Below are 15595 nucleotides of genomic sequence, written 5' to 3'. Positions count from 1 at the left end.
GCGCCGGATCCCGGCGCGCCTATCCCTCAATCATAGAGAGCGCCATGTCAGCTCGTGAAGACATCCTTCAGCTCGGCCAGCGCATCGGCAAGTCGATCATCGGCCAGGAGGCGATGGTCGAGCGGCTCTTGCTTGGCCTGCTTGCCAATGGGCATCTGCTCGTCGAAGGTCTGCCGGGCCTCGCAAAGACACGGGCGATCAAAAGCCTGGCGAAGAATCTCGATTCAGAGCTTTCACGCGTTCAATTCACCCCCGACCTTCTCCCGGCCGACATTACCGGCTCCGAGATCTACTTCAGCGAGGGCGGCAAGGGCGAATTCAAGTTCCAGCAGGGGCCGATCTTCGCCAATCTCATTCTGGCGGATGAGATCAACCGCGCGCCGGCCAAGGTGCAGTCCGCGCTGCTCGAAGCCATGGAGGAACGGCAGGTCACAGTCGGCGGCAAGAGCTATCCGCTACCGCCGCTCTTCATGGTGATGGCGACGCAAAACCCCATCGAGCAGGAAGGCACCTACCCTCTCCCCGAGGCCCAGCTCGACCGCTTCCTGATGCATGTCGAGGTCGGCTATCCCGACGAGACATCGGAGGCATCAATCATGCGGCTCAACCGCGACGAGGAAAACCAGACGCATGGCGGCACGAAGCCGCCGTTGCCGGAGAAGCTGAACCCACAGGCCATCTTCGACGCCCGGAAGGAAATCGGCGCTGTTACCGTTTCCGAACCCGTCGAGAAGTACATGGTAGCGCTCGTCTTCGCCACGCGTTATCCCGACCGCTACGACAAGGATCTCGCGAGGTTGCTGCAGGTGGGTGCCAGCCCTCGCGGTGTGATCGGCCTCGACAAGGTTTCGCGATCCTATGCCTGGCTGAAGGGGCGCGATTATGTCACCCCTGATGACGTCAAGGCGATCGTCCACGACGTCTTTCGCCACAGGCTGATCCTGTCCTACGAGGCACATGCGTCAAACACCACGCCGGACAAGGTGATCGACCGTATCGTCGAACTGGTGGCGGTCTCATGAGCGATGCGGGCGTCTATGTTTCGACGGACGAACTGGTGGCGCTCGAATCGAGAGCCCGAGATCTGAGCTTCGTTCAGAAGGCGCGCAGCCACCAGCAGCTTGCAGGCCGCATGCAGTCGGCGATGCGCGGCCGGGGACTGATCTTCGAAGAACTTCGCGACTATCTGCCCGGCGACGACATCCGCTCCATCGACTGGCGCGTCACCGCGCGAACCAGCAGACCGGTGGTCCGCGTTTACTCGGAGGAAAAAGAGCGGCCCGCGCTGATCATCGTCGACCAGCGGATCAATATGTTCTTCGGCAGCAGGCGATCGATGAAATCGGTAGCGGCAGCGGAAGCCGCGATGCTCTGTGCCTGGCGCATACTGGGTTCCGGCGACCGGGTCGGCGGCTTCGTCTTCGGCGAAAGCGAGACAAGCGAGGTCAAGCCGCATCGCAGTCGCAACGCCGTGATCGCCTTCGCGGATAGGATCGCCGAAAAGAACAAGGAACTGAGGGCCGATGCGGCTTCGGCGGCGGCGTCCGGACAGCTCGACGCCGTGCTCGAAACCGTCTCGAACATCGCGCATCACGACCATCTCGTGGTGGTGATCTCCGATTTCGACGGGCATACGGCGCGGACCCGAGACCTTCTCCTGCTCCTTTCCTCCCGCAACGACGTCGTCTGCATTCTCGTCTACGATCCCTTCCTGCTGGAGCTGCCGACGTCGGGCGACATCGTCGTCAGCGGCGGCGGCGCGCAGGCGGAGCTCGCGATGCGTACGGCAAGCGTTCGGACCTCGATCGACGCCTTTGCGCGCAACCGCGGACGGGAGCTGCGGGCGTGGCAGATCGAACTCGGATTGGCGATGCTGCCAATCTCTGCCGCCGAGGAAACCGCGCCTCAGCTTCGGCGACTTCTCGCGCAGTCCGCCTGGCGACAACGGAGGCGTTGATGGAGCCGGCAGCAAAGCTTGATCGGATAACGGAGATGGCCCTGCATTCGCTCCACGACATCGCGACGCCCGAACCGGTGTCATGGATGCCGCAGACATGGGGGTGGGGCGTTCTCGCAGGCGCCCTGCTCGTGATGTTAGCTCTGACCGGGATCCGGTGGATCTTGCGTTATCGTGCAAACGCATACCGGCGCGAAGCCCTGGCCCTCCTGAAGGTCGTCGACGAGCAGCTTCGAAACCCTGCGACCCGGCGCGATGGCATTCGAGACCTTGGCGAAGTCTTAAAGCGAACGGCGCTGGCGGCGTGGCCCCGTACTGAAGTTGCCTCGCTTTCGGCCAACGCCTGGACCCGATTTCTTGAAGAGCATGCTGTCGATGGTGCCGGGCATGCTCTCGAGCGGCTGCTGGACGACTTCGAATACCACGGTGCCGAGGTCGTCGCCGACCTTCCTTCGAACGTCTGCAGCGACCTCCTGGCCGCCGCCCGCAACTGGATCGAGCGCCACCATGTACCAGCTTGATCTCCCATGGCTATTGTTGACGCTCCCCGCGCCCCTGCTTGTCTGGTGGCTGCTCCCGCCGCATCGGGAAACGTCCGCTTCGATCAGGCTGCCCTTCTTCTCGCAGGTCGCCGAGGCGGCCGGCGTTCGTCCGACCGATGGATCGGTGGTTGCGCGCAGGACGTGGCCGCAGCTCTTCTGCGAAGGACTCGCATGGTGTCTCGTCGTGCTGGCGCTCGCCCGTCCGCAGTTCGTCGAACCTCCGATCGAGAAGGTCGAGCCGCAGCGTGACATCCTACTGGCGCTAGATCTGTCGCAATCGATGGACGCAATGGATTTTCCGGACGCCGACGGAAAGCCGCTCGCCCGCGTCGAAGCCGTCAAGCATGTCGTCGCGGACTTCGTGGGCAGGCGGCCGGGCGACCGGATCGGCCTCGTCGCCTTCGGTGATGCCCCCTACCCATTAGCACCCTTCACCATGGATCACGCGCTGGTCCAGACGATGATCGCCGACGCCGTGCCGGGGATGGCGGGACCGCGCACATCACTCGGAGACGCGCTCGGGCTTGCAATCAGGATGTTCGAGAAGACGAAGGTGCCGGAGAAAGTGCTCATCGTTCTGACGGACGGCAATGACACGGCCAGCAGGATGCCGCCTCTGAAGGCGGCCGAGATTGCGAAGTCGAAGGGCGTCGTCGTCCACACCGTCGGTATCGGAGACCCTGCCGCGACAGGCGAGGACAAGCTGGACACCGCGACGCTGCAGAAGATCGCGGCCCGCACCGGCGGCAGATACTACTTCGGGGGCGATCAGGCGCAGCTCGCGGCGATCTACGACGCGCTTGACCAGATCACGCCGGAAGACCAGAAGAACCTGTCCCGGCGGCCGCGAGCAGAGCTGTTCCAATGGCCGTTGCTCGCCGCCGTGCTGGTGCTTTCCGGATACCACATGCTGGCTGGCGCGGTGGGGGTCATGCGTCGGAGAGCCACCGCATGATCACGGATTTCCATTTCATCCGGCCAGGGCTTCTCGTCCTCCTGCCACTGCCGGTCCTGATCCTCTGGCTGGCCTCCCGCTCGGGCGACGTCCGGTCGCAATGGAGGGGCATGATCGCGCCGCATCTGCTCGACGGCCTGATGGTCGACGGGTCGGCAGGCTCGAGGATCCGACCGTCGTGGGTCCTGGCGGGTATCCTCGTCGCCGGGATTGTCGGCGCGGCGGGCCCGACGTGGCAGCGCCAGCCGCCGCCCTTCGTCGAGGACGCTGCTCCTCTCGTCATCGCCCTCGACCTGTCGCAGACGATGGACGCCATCGACGTGACCCCGTCGCGGATCGAGCGCGCCAAGCTGAAGATCAAGGACGTGATCGATACGAGGCAAGGTGCCCGGACTGCGATCGTCGCCTACGCGGGCACCGCTCATCTCGTCCTGCCGCCGACAGAGGACGCCGCCTTGCTGGAGAGCTACTCCGACGCTCTGGCGACGCGGCTCATGCCGAGGCCCGGCAAAGACACGGCCGCCGCCCTGGCGCTCGCCGAAAGCCTCCTCGAAAAGGAGGGGGCTTCGGGCACGATCCTGCTGCTGACCGACGGGGTTGAAGAAGCAGCTTCGAAGGCGATCGAATCCAATTCGAACGGCATCGTCATCCTTGGCGTCGGCACGTCGGCCGGCGGTCCAGTCAAGACGCCCAACGGAGGATTCGTTTCCGACCCTTCCGGAACCCGCGTGTTCTCGAAGCTCGACTTAGCCAAGCTGGAGGAAATCGGAAAGGAGACCGGAGCCGACGTCGCGACGGTGACCGATGACGACACGGACGTGCGGTGGATAGCGCAGCGAGTGCGCTCGAATTTCGCGCAGAAGCAGGCCAAGGAAGGAGACCGCTGGCGCGACCTGGGCTGGTGGCTGGTCGTGCCGTTGTCGATCGCCATGGCCTTCTCCTTCCGCAGCGGATGGGTGGTTCGAACCGGCGTCTTGCTGCTGGCAGTCCATCTGTACTCGCCAGGCAGCGCGCGCGCCGAGGGGCTTGCGGACATGTGGCTGACCCACGACCAGCAGGGCCGGATCGCATTTGAACGAGGCGACTTTGACGATGCGGCCGGCCGTTTCGCCGATCCGATGTGGAAGGGCGTATCCCTCTATCGAGCCGGCAGGTTTCAGGAGGCGGTCAATGCGCTCGCTTCCGTCGATACTGCGGAGAGCTGGTACGACCAGGGCAACGCCTTTCTTCATCTCGGACAGTATGACGACGCTGTCGCTGCGTACGGCAAGGCGCTTGAGAAGCGGAAGGACTGGGCGGAGGCGACTGCGAACCTCGCGATCGCGCAGCAGCTCCTCAAGATCCAGAAGGAGAAGCAGGAAGAGCAGCCGGAGCAACCGAGCGAAGAACCCGACAGCGTGCAATTCGACGACAAGGGCAAAGAGGGCAAGGAGGGAATGATCAACATCGCCGAGCAGACCTCCGAGATGTGGATGAAGAACATCAACGTCAGCCCGGCCGACCTGATGGCTCGCAAGTTCTCCATCGAGGCCGGGAGGATGTCGCAATGAGATTGATCGCCGTCTTGATCGGCCTTTTTGCATGCGGACCGGGCTTCGCCGCCGAACCGTTCGGGCGTGCGTCGATCGAGGGCGCCGAAGGGATCGTTCCCGGCCAGCAGGTGCACGTCGTGGTCGACGTGTTCGCGCCGGAATTCTTAACATCTCCGCCACAGTATCCGCTCTTCGACGTTCCGGAGGCTCTCGTCACGCTGTCCGACGATCGCGCCCAGAACCTGGTGCAGACTATCGATGGCGTGCAGTATTCGGGCATCCGTAGAAGCTACGCCGTCGTTCCGCAAAGGGCTGGTTCCTTCCCGCTCCCAGTGATCGAGATCGAATTTGGCTACTCGGCGAATGGAAGTCCGGCGAAGGCGAAGGTGAAAGTCGACCTCCCCTCGTTTGACGTCCCTGTAGACGCCCACCAGACCTCGACGCCCTTCGCGGCCCGTAACCTGGCGATCTCCCAATCCTTCGACAGGGACCCTGTCGGTCTCAGGGCGGGAGACGCGCTGGTGAGGACTATCGTCGTCTTCGCCGAGGACACGCAGGCGATGCTGATTCCGCCTGTCACGTTGGGGGATGCCGCCGGCCTTGCCCGATACGTGAAGCCGCCCCTACTTGCGGATGGTGTCGAGCAGCGCGGCATGGGCCGCATCGTCGAGACCGGAAGCACCAGAACGGAGACCGTCGTGTACACGACGTCGAGCGAGGGATCGTTCTCGCTTCCGTCCATCTCCTATTCTTGGTTCGACGTCGATGGTCATGCGAATACGTCAGCTACCCTTCCCGCCGTCGCCCTTGTCGTCGCACAGGCATCGGCGGGCGAGCGCCTCCCCCCGAAACTGGACGACGATCGCGCCCCTTCCAGCGATAGCGGTCCGAGAACGGGTCTGCTTGCGGTGCTATTGCTCGGCGCGGTCGATCTTGCCGCTGCCTTGCTCGCATGGCGGCGCTATCCGGCAATTCGCGCAGGTTTGAAACAGTTTCGCGAGCGGCGCCGGAATTCTCCACATCGAAGACTTCGGCGCATTCGAACCATCGTCAGGGTCGGGCCCGATCCGGCAATCTATCGGGCGCTCCAGGATTGGAGCTTGGGCCTCGGATTTTGGTCGGTTTCCGACTGGGCTGAAGCGCAGGGGAATCCCCGGCTTGCGGCACAAGTCGCCATTCTAGAGCGTCGTCTCTTCCGGTCGCGTGACGCACAGTTGGATCGGACGGTGCTGGCGTCCGCAATCGAGCTGCCATCGGTGGAACGCAGGGGTTCGAAAGGCCCGCTGCCCGATCTCAACCCAACGGCTGACAGGCCGTTGTTACCCCCCTTGTTACGGTAACAATCTTTCCTCCCGCTTTGCGGAGGTTAAGCTCGGAGGCATCGGTTCTGGAGATGGCGATGGCTATGGCATTCGAGGGCGTGGCGGAGGCCCGGCGGAACGACGGACTGGTCTGGATTCCCGGCAGGACGTTCACGATGGGATCCGACCATCACTATCCGGAGGAGGCGCCGGCCCATCCGGTCATGGTGGACGGCTTCTGGATTTCGCAGACGCCGGTCACCAACAGGCAGTTCAAGCAATTCGTCGAGACGACCGGATATGTCACCGTCGCGGAGAAAGCTCCCGATCCGAAGGACTATCCCGGTGCGAAGCCTGAGATGCTGAGGGCAGGCTCGCTGGTGTTCACGCAGCCGAAAGCGGTGAACGGCGCCGATATCTCCCAGTGGTGGACATTCAAGTTCGGTGCGAACTGGCGCCGCCCTCTCGGCGGCCTCAGCGATCTGCGCGGCAAGCTCGATCATCCGGTCGTACATGTCGCCTACGCGGACGCTGCTGCCTATGCAGACTGGGCCAGCCTCGATTTGCCGACGGAGGCCGAATGGGAGCTTGCCGGCCGCGGCGGGCTGGATGACGCGGAATACGCATGGGGCGATGAGTTCGCGCCGGGTGGCGTCCCGATGGCAAACACCTGGAGGGGCACGTTCCCTACGCACTCGACGAAGCCGAAAGGCCAAGAACGCACCTCGCCTGTGCGATCGTTCCCGCCGAATGGCTTCGGCCTCTACGACATGATCGGCAATGTCTGGGAATGGACGAGCGACTACTGGTCGACCCGGCATCCTGAACCGGCGAATCACTCGTGCTGCATTCCGAGCAACCCACGCGGGCGTGACGCCGAGGCAAGCTACGATCCGCACCAGCCTGAAATCCGGATAGCGCGGCGGGTGCTGAAGGGCGGCTCCCATCTCTGCGCCCCAAACTACTGCAGACGCTACCGTCCCGCCGCCCGCCACGCCGAGCCCGAGGATACTTCCACCAGCCATGTCGGCTTCCGTTGCGTCAGGCGCACCGAAGGAGAATCGAAATGAGAAGGCGTTTTCAGGCTTCCGATACGATTCTTGCATCACTTTTCGTCGCCGCCCTTCTGCTCGTCACTGGCGTCGTCGGAACGGCCGTGGCGCAGGAGGTCCTGCCGTCCTGGAACGATACCGCGGCAAAGGCCAGGATCATGGACTTCGTCAAGGCAACGACAGCCGAGGGTGGCGAGGGATACGTCGCGCCCGAAGACCGGATCGCGGTCTTCGACAATGACGGCACCCTCTGGTCGGAGCAACCCATCTACTTCCAATTCGCTTTTATGCTCGATCGCGTGAAGGCGCTCGCACCGGAGCACCCTGAATGGAAGGCCAAGGAGCCGTTCAAGTCGGTGCTGGCAGGCGATCCGATGGGCGTGATGAAGGGCGGCGAGAAAGGGATCGTGGATCTCGCGATGACGACGCATGCCGGGATGACGACGGACCAGTTCTCGAAGATCGTCACCGACTGGTTTGCGAGCGCCAAGCACCCGAAAACCGCAAAGCCCTACGACGAGATGACCTTCGTGCCGATGCGCGAGCTCCTCGACTACCTCAGGGCCAACGGCTTCAAGACCTACATCGTCTCCGGCGGCGGCGTCGAATTCATGCGGCCGATGACCGAGAAGATGTACGGCATCCCGCCGGAACAGGTGGTCGGCAGCACCATCACGACGGAATATGCCATTGTCGGCGACGAGCCCGTGCTCAACAGGTTACCGAAGATCGACTTCGTCGACGATGGCGCCGGCAAGCCGTCCGGCATCAACAAGTTCATCGGGCGCAAGCCGATTTTCGTGGCCGGGAATTCTGACGGCGACTACGAGATGCTGCGATGGGTCACCGCCAAGGGTCCGAGCTTTGCCATGATCGTCCATCACACGGATGCGGAACGGGAGGTCGCCTACGATCGAAACAGCAAAATCGGCAAGCTCGACAAGGCGCTCGACGAGGCGGAGCGCCGCAACTGGCTGGTTGTCGATATGAAGGCGGACTGGAAGAAGGTCTTTTCATTCGAGAAATAGAAGGACATGCGCATGAAATGGATCGGCGGACTCGTGCTGTTCGTGTTGATGTCCGTCGTCGCCACCGCCCAGGAAGCGCCGCGGCCGCAGAAGGTCGACGACCTGGTGCGGCTATTGCAGGATCCCGAGGTCCGGTCATGGCTGGAGAAAGCGCCCGGCCCAACGCCCATGGCCGTCGAAGAAGCGGACGCCGGGCTGGCCACATGGGAAGCGGCCACCCGGAGCCGGATCGATGGCGCCGTTCAGGCAATACCAAGGATTCCCGCCGAGGTGATGGCCGCCGCTGCTCGCACGAGAGAAGATGCGCGGTCCCATGGCCGGCTGCCTGTCTTCGTCGCATTCCTTGGGCTGACGGCGGTCGGACTTTTCGCCGAACGTCTTTTTGCGCGATCAAGAAGGCGCACGGAAGGGCTGCAGGAGCGCCTGCTGGCCATTGTCCTCTTTGCGGTGGCGATGGCCGCCGTCTACTTCGCCTTCGATTGGCCCGCACTCCCACGCATCGTACTCCTTGTCTCGCTGCTGGCTCTCTTGGCATATCGGGCGATCTCCGTGCTGCTCGACACGGCCGTGCTGACAATTTCCGCTCGCAGGCGGACGAAGATCTTCGCGGGTGCCGCAATCGTCGGGATCGCAGCGGCAAGCCTCGGCCGGCCTTTGTCGGTCGACCCCTCGGTGACGGCGGTGATCTCGTTCTGCTTCTCGATCGTTCTTCTCATCTTGGCCGTCGAGGGCGTCGCCTCCTCGTCCGAGAGGCCCCTTCGCATGCGCATCGCGCTCTGCCTTGCCTTCGTGATCATCTGGGCGCTCTGGTGCGTCGGTCTCCGCGGCTTGTTCTGGCTGGGCGTCTACGCGATGACGCTCCCCTCGGCGCTTCGGTTCGCCGGTCAGACGGCAGCCGACACGATTCCCTCGGAACCCGATAGCACCAAGCGCGTCCTGCTTGTCCGCGGCAGCCGGGCCGTCGTTGTCGCCGTCGCCGTCGCATGGGTGGCGATCGTGTGGAGGGTCGATCCCAACTCGCTTGTTCACAGCGATCCTGCCGTGGCCTCGGTGGCCTACGGACTTCTGAAGAGCGTCGTCGTCCTGCTGCTCGCCGATCTCGCATGGCATCTGGCGAAGTCGTGGATCGACCGGCGCCTCTCGGTGCAGGCCGAAGCTGGAAACGATCCCTCGCAGGCTGCCCGGCGGGGGCGGCTTCGCACCCTGCTGCCGATCTTCCGGAACGTACTGGCGGTCATGGTGGCGGTTATCGCCGGGCTGATCGTGCTTGCGGAACTCGGCGTCGAGATCGGGCCGCTGATTGCGGGTGCGGGCATCTTCGGGGTGGCGCTCGGCTTTGGATCGCAGACGCTGGTGAAGGACGTCATCAGTGGGGTTTTCTATATGCTCGACGACGCGTTCCGTGTCGGCGAATATATCCAGGCGAAGAGCTACAAGGGGACCGTCGAGGGATTCAGCCTCCGGTCGGTGCGGCTTCGTCATCACCGCGGCCCGGTGTTCACCGTTCCGTTCGGCGAGCTCGGCGCCGTCGAGAACATGAGCCGCGACTGGGTCATCGACAAATTCCGGGTCAATGTCAGCTACGATGCCGACATAGAGAAGGCGCGCAAGCTCGCGAAGAAGATCGGCGCCGAGCTGCAGGCCGACCCGGAACTGGGGCCGATGTTTATCCAGCCGCTGAAGATGAAGGGTGTCGAGGAGTTCGGCGATTATGGCATCGTTCTCAGTTTTGCGATGACGACAGTGCCCGGAATGCAAACCTATATCCGGCGCAAGGCCTACGCGAAAATTCGCGAGGCTTTCCAGGCGAACGGCATCGAATTTGCGACGCCGTCGGTGCAGGTCGGTGGCGACGACAGGGACGGCGCTGCCGCTGCTGCGGCGGCGATCCGCACGCAGCAGGCCAAGGTAGTGGCGGCGGAGGGGTAGAATGGCCGGCGACGACGATCGCTTGCGGATCATGCATGGCGGGCCGTTCTACGAGCTGATGACCCGGCTCGGCATGCACAAGCGCGGATGGCGGGCATTCGTCTTCGCAGGCCTGTGCTGGACGATCCCCGTGCTGCTTCTGCTGGCAACCCGCGGCGGTCACGGGGCCGGCCTCTTCCTTCACGACTGGGGAGCGTGGGCAAAGTTCCTGATCGCGCCCGTCCTGTTAACCCTGGCGGAGAAGCCCATCGGCTTCGCCCTCGACGAGTGCGTTTCGATGCTCTTTCGGATTCCGCTCGTGTCGTCGCAGTCCATGCCAGACACCCGGAAGGCCCTGCGTGACGCAGGCGCTCGAACAACGGCCGGCTTTCCGGAACTCGTCTGCTTAGGTTTGGCGCTCGCAGCGACGATCTTCAATGCGTCCACGTTCCTTGGCGGATCCGCGCCCCCGTGGGCGGTCGGCGACGGAAGCGTTTCCATGACAGGCTTCTGGTGCCTGGCGGTCGGCAACACCGTCTACTGGTTCCTGCTGACGCGTCTCGTATGGAAGCATGTGATCTGGTGCCTGTTCCTATCGACCGTCGCAAGGTGCCATCTCCGTCTCGTGGTCACGCATCCCGACGGCCATGGCGGCCTCGGCTTCCTCGCCTACTACCCTGCCGGCTATGGTCTCTTCACGCTTGCGGTGAGTTCCGTCTTCGCGGCCGGCGTCGGCCATGTGATGCAGCGCGAGACCGTAACACCCGGTCTGTTCACCGCCGTCTGCGGGGCGTGGCTGGTGGTGGTCGCGATCTACTATGCTGTTCCGCTCGTCGGCGTCGTCATGCAAGTCTCCCGTCTGAAAAGGAAAACGATCCTGCTATCGCTCTCGAAGGTGACGGATTTCGAGCGGTGGAACGAACGTACGACGCTCGGGGACAATGTCGTCGGTGATGAAAGCGAGCCTGAGGTGGCGGAATTCCGCGATGTGAAGCCGGTCTACCTCGCCTCGCTGAAGACGTCCGCAATGCTGATCAACAAGGGCAACATCCTGCCTGTTCTGGGGCCGGCACTGCTGCCGATGTTGGTGGTCGGCGCGTCGTACTTGCCATATTCGCAACTCGGACCGATCGTGAAAAGACTTTTGCTACTTTGAACGTAGGCGAGCTGGTGGAATAGCATTGATCTCCTCAGATCGCCATGCCAGTTCGTCAAGCTTGAACGCGCCCGTTCGATATCTTGTCGAAGATTTCCGGCACGATCCACTCTGCCGCCATCTGGGGAGAGAACTGCAGTATCAGGCAAGAAAATCTTTTCTGCCGTTGCACAACCTCGACGACGACGCTCGCGTTCATCGCCTCTCCTAGTCTGATAGGGGCGAGCATGAAGTCCTCCATTCAATCCAGATATTCTTCTGGTTGAGCTGAACCTGTGCAAGCGCCGGCCGATTCAAGATTAGCCGCATCCATCTTTGAAGAGACCATCGACGGGCAACTGCAAGGAGAGCTGTACTTATCCGGTGGAGAACTCGTCCGTGGCCATTGCCAGAGTCGCATTGCAATAGCACTTTGCACTCATAGCAACGGGGTGCGCGGGTGGGATACGAAATAGACTTTCTTTCTGTCGGCGACAGTAATGGTGACGCCATATGCATTCGCTACGGCACGCCCGGACTTGGTTACAACATCCACATTACCGACGGAGGATACGCCGACACTGGGCAGCGGATCATCGATCACGTCAACCAGTACTACGGCAGAGGTGCGCGCATCGCGAACGTGGTTCTTTCGCATCAAGATGGCGACCACATTGCAGGTCTTATTCCGGTCGTCCGTCATTTCGACGTCGGAGCTGTATGGATGAACCGGCCTTGGCTCTACGCGGCCGAAATCCTACACGCCTTCCATAGCAACTGCACCATCGGAGGACTTAGAAAGGCAATACGAGACGCCTATCCACTTCTTGTGGAACTGGAAGAGGCGGCCCTAGCCAAGGGAATTCCCGTCTACGAATCCTTTGCCGGTTCATGGATTGGCAGCTTCGACCTAGAAGAAATCGCCGACCTGTTGAGGCTTCCTGATCACGGAGGGCTGAGCCTTCGGGAGATTTCAAAGAGGCTCACCGCCAACGACCGCGTTGTCCGACGGCTTGTCGATCTAGGTCATCTCGCATCGGAGATCGCAATCAATCCGGTCAAGCGTTGCGAACAGCAGATCGTCCGGGAGGAAGCCCTTGCAGACTTCGTCAGGGAATTCGTTTCGCTATACGTTCTGGCGAAGGAACGTCGTGAAAATATCGGCGCGGTAAAACGGGTACTTACACATCTCGGGATAGATCCGGCCTTTCCGCCGGAGGACGTTGGCGCAAGGTTCTATCGACGGCGTGACGTCTCCGTCATCTGATTTCCGCCCTTGATCAAAAGCCCGGCTAGCGAGCCGGGCTTTTTTTGTCCTGCTCGGGAGCGCTTTTACTTTGGACGGGAGGAAGATTGTTTGGACGGGCTGTAGATAGCGCAGAGTTTTCAGTGAGGGTTAAATAGCTCGGGAGGCTATCTTGCCTGGACGCGACATAGGTAGTTGAAAAACCAATCCAGGTATTGGCCAAGCGGCCCCAAAACTGGCCATTTTGAAACCAAGAACTGGCCAACGCGATAAAACTAAGGATCCGGGCACTTTCCAGTGCCCGGAAAATGCCAAAAGGAACAAATCAGGAAACAAGCAGCGTAGTTGGATTCTAAGCCAACCTACCACCGACCCAATCCGATGGACAGCTTACATGCTTGAGCACGAGTACACGCTTTTAGGAGGGGTCAGCCGTCTCAAGATCGGCCAATATCTAGCCCTGATATCTGCCGCGGTAAGGGCGTCGAGCTCGACTTCTCGCGGCCTGGCAAGCCGACCGACAATAGCTACATCGAGAGTTTCAATGGCAAGTTCCGGGCCGAGTGCCTGAACGCCCATTGGTTCATGAGCCTTGACGACGCGCGCTCGAAGATGGAGGATTGGCGTAAAGACTATAACGAGTTCCGGCCACATAGCGCCATCGGCAACAAGGTGCCGATTTCGCTTATGAACGGCTCATCGGCACCCCCGCCGAGCTGAGCCATAACTGACGTGCCCCCAATAATTTAGGCCATTTGGAACTGGAATTTTCCACTTATGATCCCTGATGGGAAGAAGAGGAGAATTCGATGAAGGCCTCGAAGTTTTCGGAAGCGCAGATCGCATTCGTGCTGAAGCAAGCGGAAGATGGAACGCCGATCGGCGAAGTCTGCCGCAAGGCGGGAATTTCGGACGCGACGTTTTACAACTGGCGCAAAAAATACGCTGGGCTGATGCCGTCGGAGATGAAGCGGCTGCGGCAGCTCGAAGAGGAGAATGCCAAGCTGAAGCGGATTGTCGCCGACCTGTCACTGGACAAGGCCATGCTTCAGGACGTGCTGTCAAAAAAGCTCTGAGGCCTGCTCGCAAGCGCAAGCTTGTCGACACGGTCAAGGTGGACTGGAAGGTCTCGATCCGGCGTGCATGTTCCGTTTTGAAGATCGATCGGTCGCTGTATGTCTACAAGTCCAGGCGCGGCGAGCAGGCCGAGTTGAAGCTGAAGATCAGGGACATCTGCCAGACGCGAGTGCGTTACGGTTATCGTCGCGTTCATGTCCTGCTCAAGCGCGACGGGTGGCCCGTCAATCCGAAGCGAATCTATCGGCTTTACAAGGAGATGGACCTCCAGCTCCGCAACAAGGTTCCGAAGCGACGGGTCAAGGCGAAGCTTCGCGCCGATCGCACGGAACCGACCCATTCCAACCATGTCTGGGCCATGGACTTCGTTCATGACCAGTTGGCCACCGGTCGCAAGATCAGGGTGCTGACGGTAGTCGACACTTTTTCGCGCTTCTCGCCGGCAGTCGACGCTCGCTTCAGCTACAAAGGCGAAGACGTGGTTCAAACCCTTGAGAGAATATGCAGGGAAGTTGGATATCCAGCCTCCATACGAGTCGATAATGGCAGCGAATTCATCTCGCGCGACCTAGACCTCTGGGCCTACCATAAGGGCGTCGAGCTCGACTTCTCGCGGCCTGGCAAGCCGACCGACAATAGCTACATCGAGAGTTTCAATGGCAAGTTCCGGGCCGAGTGCCTGAACGCCCATTGGTTCATGAGCCTTGACGACGCGCGCTCGAAGATGGAGGATTGGCGTAAAGACTATAACGAGTTCCGGCCACATAGCGCCATCGGCAACAAGGTGCCGATTTCGCTTATGAACGGCTCATCGGCACCCCCGCCGAGCTGAGCCATAACCCCGGAAAATTCCAGCTCCCGCTGGCCCAAAATCGGGGAGCACCTCATAACCCCGGAAAATTCCAGCTCCCGCTGGCCCAAAATCGGGGGGCACCTCAGTCCTTTTTCTAGGACGGATCATCAGTCAATTTGCGATTTGTGGTTTAGGCCCTGTTGACAAAGTGCCTTTTCAAATCAGGTAGGGTCTGATTCAAGGCTGCTTTTTAGGAGGCAGCAATGGCGCGTGGAGACCTAACCGACGCAGAATGGCGGATTGTGGAACCACTTCTTCCTGCAGAGCGTGGCCGTAAATCGCGACCCTCGCACGATAATCGTCAGTTCATGAACGGCATGTTGCATGTCCTTCGGGTCGGCTGCCCGTGGCGTGACATGCATGAGCGATACGGAAAGTGGAATTCAGTCTACGTCCGGTTCCGTCGCTGGGCCGAGCAAGGGGTATGGGATGCACTTTTGGAAACGCTTGTCGAGCTTGGCCTTACAGATGATTGGCAGCACATGCTGGACAGCACCACAGTTCGAGGCCATTCACAGGCAGCGGGCGCTAAAGGGGGACTCATAAGGAGGCTTTTGGTCGATCACGCGGCGGCTTTACGACAAAAATCCACGCCCGAGCAGACGGTCAGGGCCGCCCTCTTGGCTTTGTCCTGACGGGTGGCGAAGCCTCTGACTATCTGGCCGTTCCAGATCTTCTCGCAATGCCGGTAAACAGGCCTCGTCGTCTACTCGCCGACAAGGGATATGATGCCGACAGCATCCGCCAGGAACTTCTCTTCCACGGAACACGCCCGGTTATTCCGCCACGAGCAAGCAGAAAAAACCCACCGAATTGCGATTATCATGCCTATAAGGATCGCAATCGCATCGAGCGGATGTTCAACCGGATCAAACAGTTCCGCCGCATCGCTACGCGCTACGACAAGACCAAAACATCATTCGCGGCATTCCTGGCGATCGCCGCAGCGAAGATTTGGCTGCCCCACTTTGTCAACATGACCTAGGGCAACCAGTGTAGACTCGACCAA

13 protein-coding genes and 2 pseudogenes are annotated in these 15595 nt (G+C 61.3%); 14 read left to right on the top strand and 1 reads right to left on the bottom strand.

What is annotated here, in order from left to right:
• Positions 1–44 precede the first annotated feature (44 nt).
• The 10 genes from RlegSU303_RS29825 to RlegSU303_RS29780 are packed head-to-tail and all read left to right on the top strand — an operon-like array spanning position 45 to position 11431.
• Positions 45–1022, top strand: coding sequence for an AAA family ATPase (locus RlegSU303_RS29825; RefSeq protein ID WP_131608965.1), 978 nt, complete (start codon positions 45–47; stop codon positions 1020–1022).
• Positions 1019–1957, top strand: a complete 939-nt coding sequence (locus RlegSU303_RS29820) for a DUF58 domain-containing protein (protein ID WP_231283973.1) — start codon at positions 1019–1021, stop codon at positions 1955–1957. The genes RlegSU303_RS29825 and RlegSU303_RS29820 overlap by 4 nt, the downstream gene beginning before the upstream one ends.
• Positions 1957–2478, top strand: coding sequence for a DUF4381 domain-containing protein (locus RlegSU303_RS29815; protein ID WP_094230665.1), 522 nt, complete (start codon positions 1957–1959; stop codon positions 2476–2478). Before RlegSU303_RS29820 ends, RlegSU303_RS29815 begins: the two co-directional genes overlap by 1 nt.
• Complete coding sequence (locus RlegSU303_RS29810) at positions 2465–3454, top strand: vWA domain-containing protein (protein WP_131608963.1); 990 nt, start codon at positions 2465–2467, stop codon at positions 3452–3454. Before RlegSU303_RS29815 ends, RlegSU303_RS29810 begins: the two co-directional genes overlap by 14 nt.
• The gene (locus RlegSU303_RS29805; protein WP_231283972.1) at positions 3451–5004 is read left to right on the top strand and encodes a VWA domain-containing protein; all 1554 of its coding nucleotides are present in this window, start codon (positions 3451–3453) and stop codon (positions 5002–5004) included. Before RlegSU303_RS29810 ends, RlegSU303_RS29805 begins: the two co-directional genes overlap by 4 nt.
• Positions 5001–6326 (top strand): BatD family protein, encoded by a 1326-nt coding sequence (locus RlegSU303_RS29800; RefSeq protein ID WP_231283971.1) that lies wholly within the window; start codon positions 5001–5003, stop codon positions 6324–6326. The genes RlegSU303_RS29805 and RlegSU303_RS29800 overlap by 4 nt, the downstream gene beginning before the upstream one ends.
• Positions 6327–6385: 59 nt before the next feature.
• Positions 6386–7357: a formylglycine-generating enzyme family protein gene (locus RlegSU303_RS29795; protein WP_231283970.1), complete on the top strand. Its 972-nt coding sequence runs from the start codon at positions 6386–6388 to the stop codon at positions 7355–7357.
• Positions 7354–8367, top strand: a complete 1014-nt coding sequence (locus RlegSU303_RS29790; RefSeq protein ID WP_231283969.1) for an HAD family hydrolase — start codon at positions 7354–7356, stop codon at positions 8365–8367. Before RlegSU303_RS29795 ends, RlegSU303_RS29790 begins: the two co-directional genes overlap by 4 nt.
• A 12-nt stretch (positions 8368–8379) precedes the next feature.
• The gene (locus RlegSU303_RS29785) at positions 8380–10296 is read left to right on the top strand and encodes a mechanosensitive ion channel family protein (protein WP_231283968.1); all 1917 of its coding nucleotides are present in this window, start codon (positions 8380–8382) and stop codon (positions 10294–10296) included.
• A 1-nt stretch (position 10297) separates the two neighbouring features.
• The gene (locus tag RlegSU303_RS29780; protein WP_131720552.1) at positions 10298–11431 is read left to right on the top strand and encodes a hypothetical protein; all 1134 of its coding nucleotides are present in this window, start codon (positions 10298–10300) and stop codon (positions 11429–11431) included.
• Positions 11432–11486: 55 nt separating this feature from the next.
• Here RlegSU303_RS29780 and RlegSU303_RS29775 read toward each other — a convergent pair whose 3' ends face one another.
• On the bottom strand, positions 11487–11630 hold the full coding sequence (locus tag RlegSU303_RS29775) for a hypothetical protein (RefSeq protein ID WP_165507554.1): 144 nt from the start codon (positions 11628–11630) through the stop codon (positions 11487–11489).
• 240 nt (positions 11631–11870) lie between these two features.
• Here RlegSU303_RS29775 and RlegSU303_RS29770 point away from each other — a divergent pair, with 240 nt between their 5' ends.
• The 4 genes and pseudogenes from RlegSU303_RS29770 (at position 11871) to RlegSU303_RS29755 (ending at position 15571) form a co-directional block, all read left to right on the top strand.
• Positions 11871–12677, top strand: a complete 807-nt coding sequence (locus tag RlegSU303_RS29770; protein WP_231283967.1) for a hypothetical protein — start codon at positions 11871–11873, stop codon at positions 12675–12677.
• A gap of 459 nt (positions 12678–13136) precedes the next feature.
• Positions 13137–13376 (top strand): annotated as a pseudogene (locus RlegSU303_RS29765) (integrase core domain-containing protein); the annotation flags it as partial.
• Positions 13377–13465: 89 nt separating this feature from the next.
• Positions 13466–14565 (top strand): IS3 family transposase gene (locus RlegSU303_RS29760; RefSeq protein ID WP_130785587.1). Its coding sequence is split into 2 segments (ribosomal slippage): positions 13466–13718 and positions 13718–14565, totalling 1101 coding nucleotides; the frame shifts between segments, so codons are not numbered across the junction.
• A 224-nt stretch (positions 14566–14789) separates the two neighbouring features.
• A pseudogene (locus RlegSU303_RS29755) lies at positions 14790–15571 on the top strand (IS5 family transposase).
• The last annotated feature ends 24 nt before the right edge of the window (positions 15572–15595 follow it).

Source organism: Rhizobium sp. SU303 (assembly GCF_021052345.1).
In the GTDB taxonomy this organism is placed as follows: domain Bacteria; phylum Pseudomonadota; class Alphaproteobacteria; order Rhizobiales; family Rhizobiaceae; genus Rhizobium; species Rhizobium laguerreae.
This window is presented reverse-complemented; position numbering and strand designations above follow the sequence as displayed.

Excerpts from the sequence above, each read along its gene's own strand:
- RlegSU303_RS29825 (WP_131608965.1), top strand. The coding sequence starts at position 45 with ATGTCAGCTCGTGAAGACATCCTTCAGCTCGGCCAGCGCATCGGCAAG.
- RlegSU303_RS29820 (WP_231283973.1), top strand. The coding sequence starts at position 1,019 with ATGAGCGATGCGGGCGTCTATGTTTCGACGGACGAACTGGTGGCGCTC.
- RlegSU303_RS29815 (WP_094230665.1), top strand. The coding sequence starts at position 1,957 with ATGGAGCCGGCAGCAAAGCTTGATCGGATAACGGAGATGGCCCTGCAT.
- RlegSU303_RS29810 (WP_131608963.1), top strand. The coding sequence starts at position 2,465 with ATGTACCAGCTTGATCTCCCATGGCTATTGTTGACGCTCCCCGCGCCC.
- RlegSU303_RS29805 (WP_231283972.1), top strand. The coding sequence starts at position 3,451 with ATGATCACGGATTTCCATTTCATCCGGCCAGGGCTTCTCGTCCTCCTG.
- RlegSU303_RS29800 (WP_231283971.1), top strand. The coding sequence starts at position 5,001 with ATGAGATTGATCGCCGTCTTGATCGGCCTTTTTGCATGCGGACCGGGC.
- RlegSU303_RS29795 (WP_231283970.1), top strand. The coding sequence starts at position 6,386 with ATGGCTATGGCATTCGAGGGCGTGGCGGAGGCCCGGCGGAACGACGGA.
- RlegSU303_RS29790 (WP_231283969.1), top strand. The coding sequence starts at position 7,354 with ATGAGAAGGCGTTTTCAGGCTTCCGATACGATTCTTGCATCACTTTTC.
- RlegSU303_RS29785 (WP_231283968.1), top strand. The coding sequence starts at position 8,380 with ATGAAATGGATCGGCGGACTCGTGCTGTTCGTGTTGATGTCCGTCGTC.
- RlegSU303_RS29780 (WP_131720552.1), top strand. The coding sequence starts at position 10,298 with ATGGCCGGCGACGACGATCGCTTGCGGATCATGCATGGCGGGCCGTTC.
- RlegSU303_RS29775 (WP_165507554.1), bottom strand. The coding sequence starts at position 11,630 with ATGAACGCGAGCGTCGTCGTCGAGGTTGTGCAACGGCAGAAAAGATTT.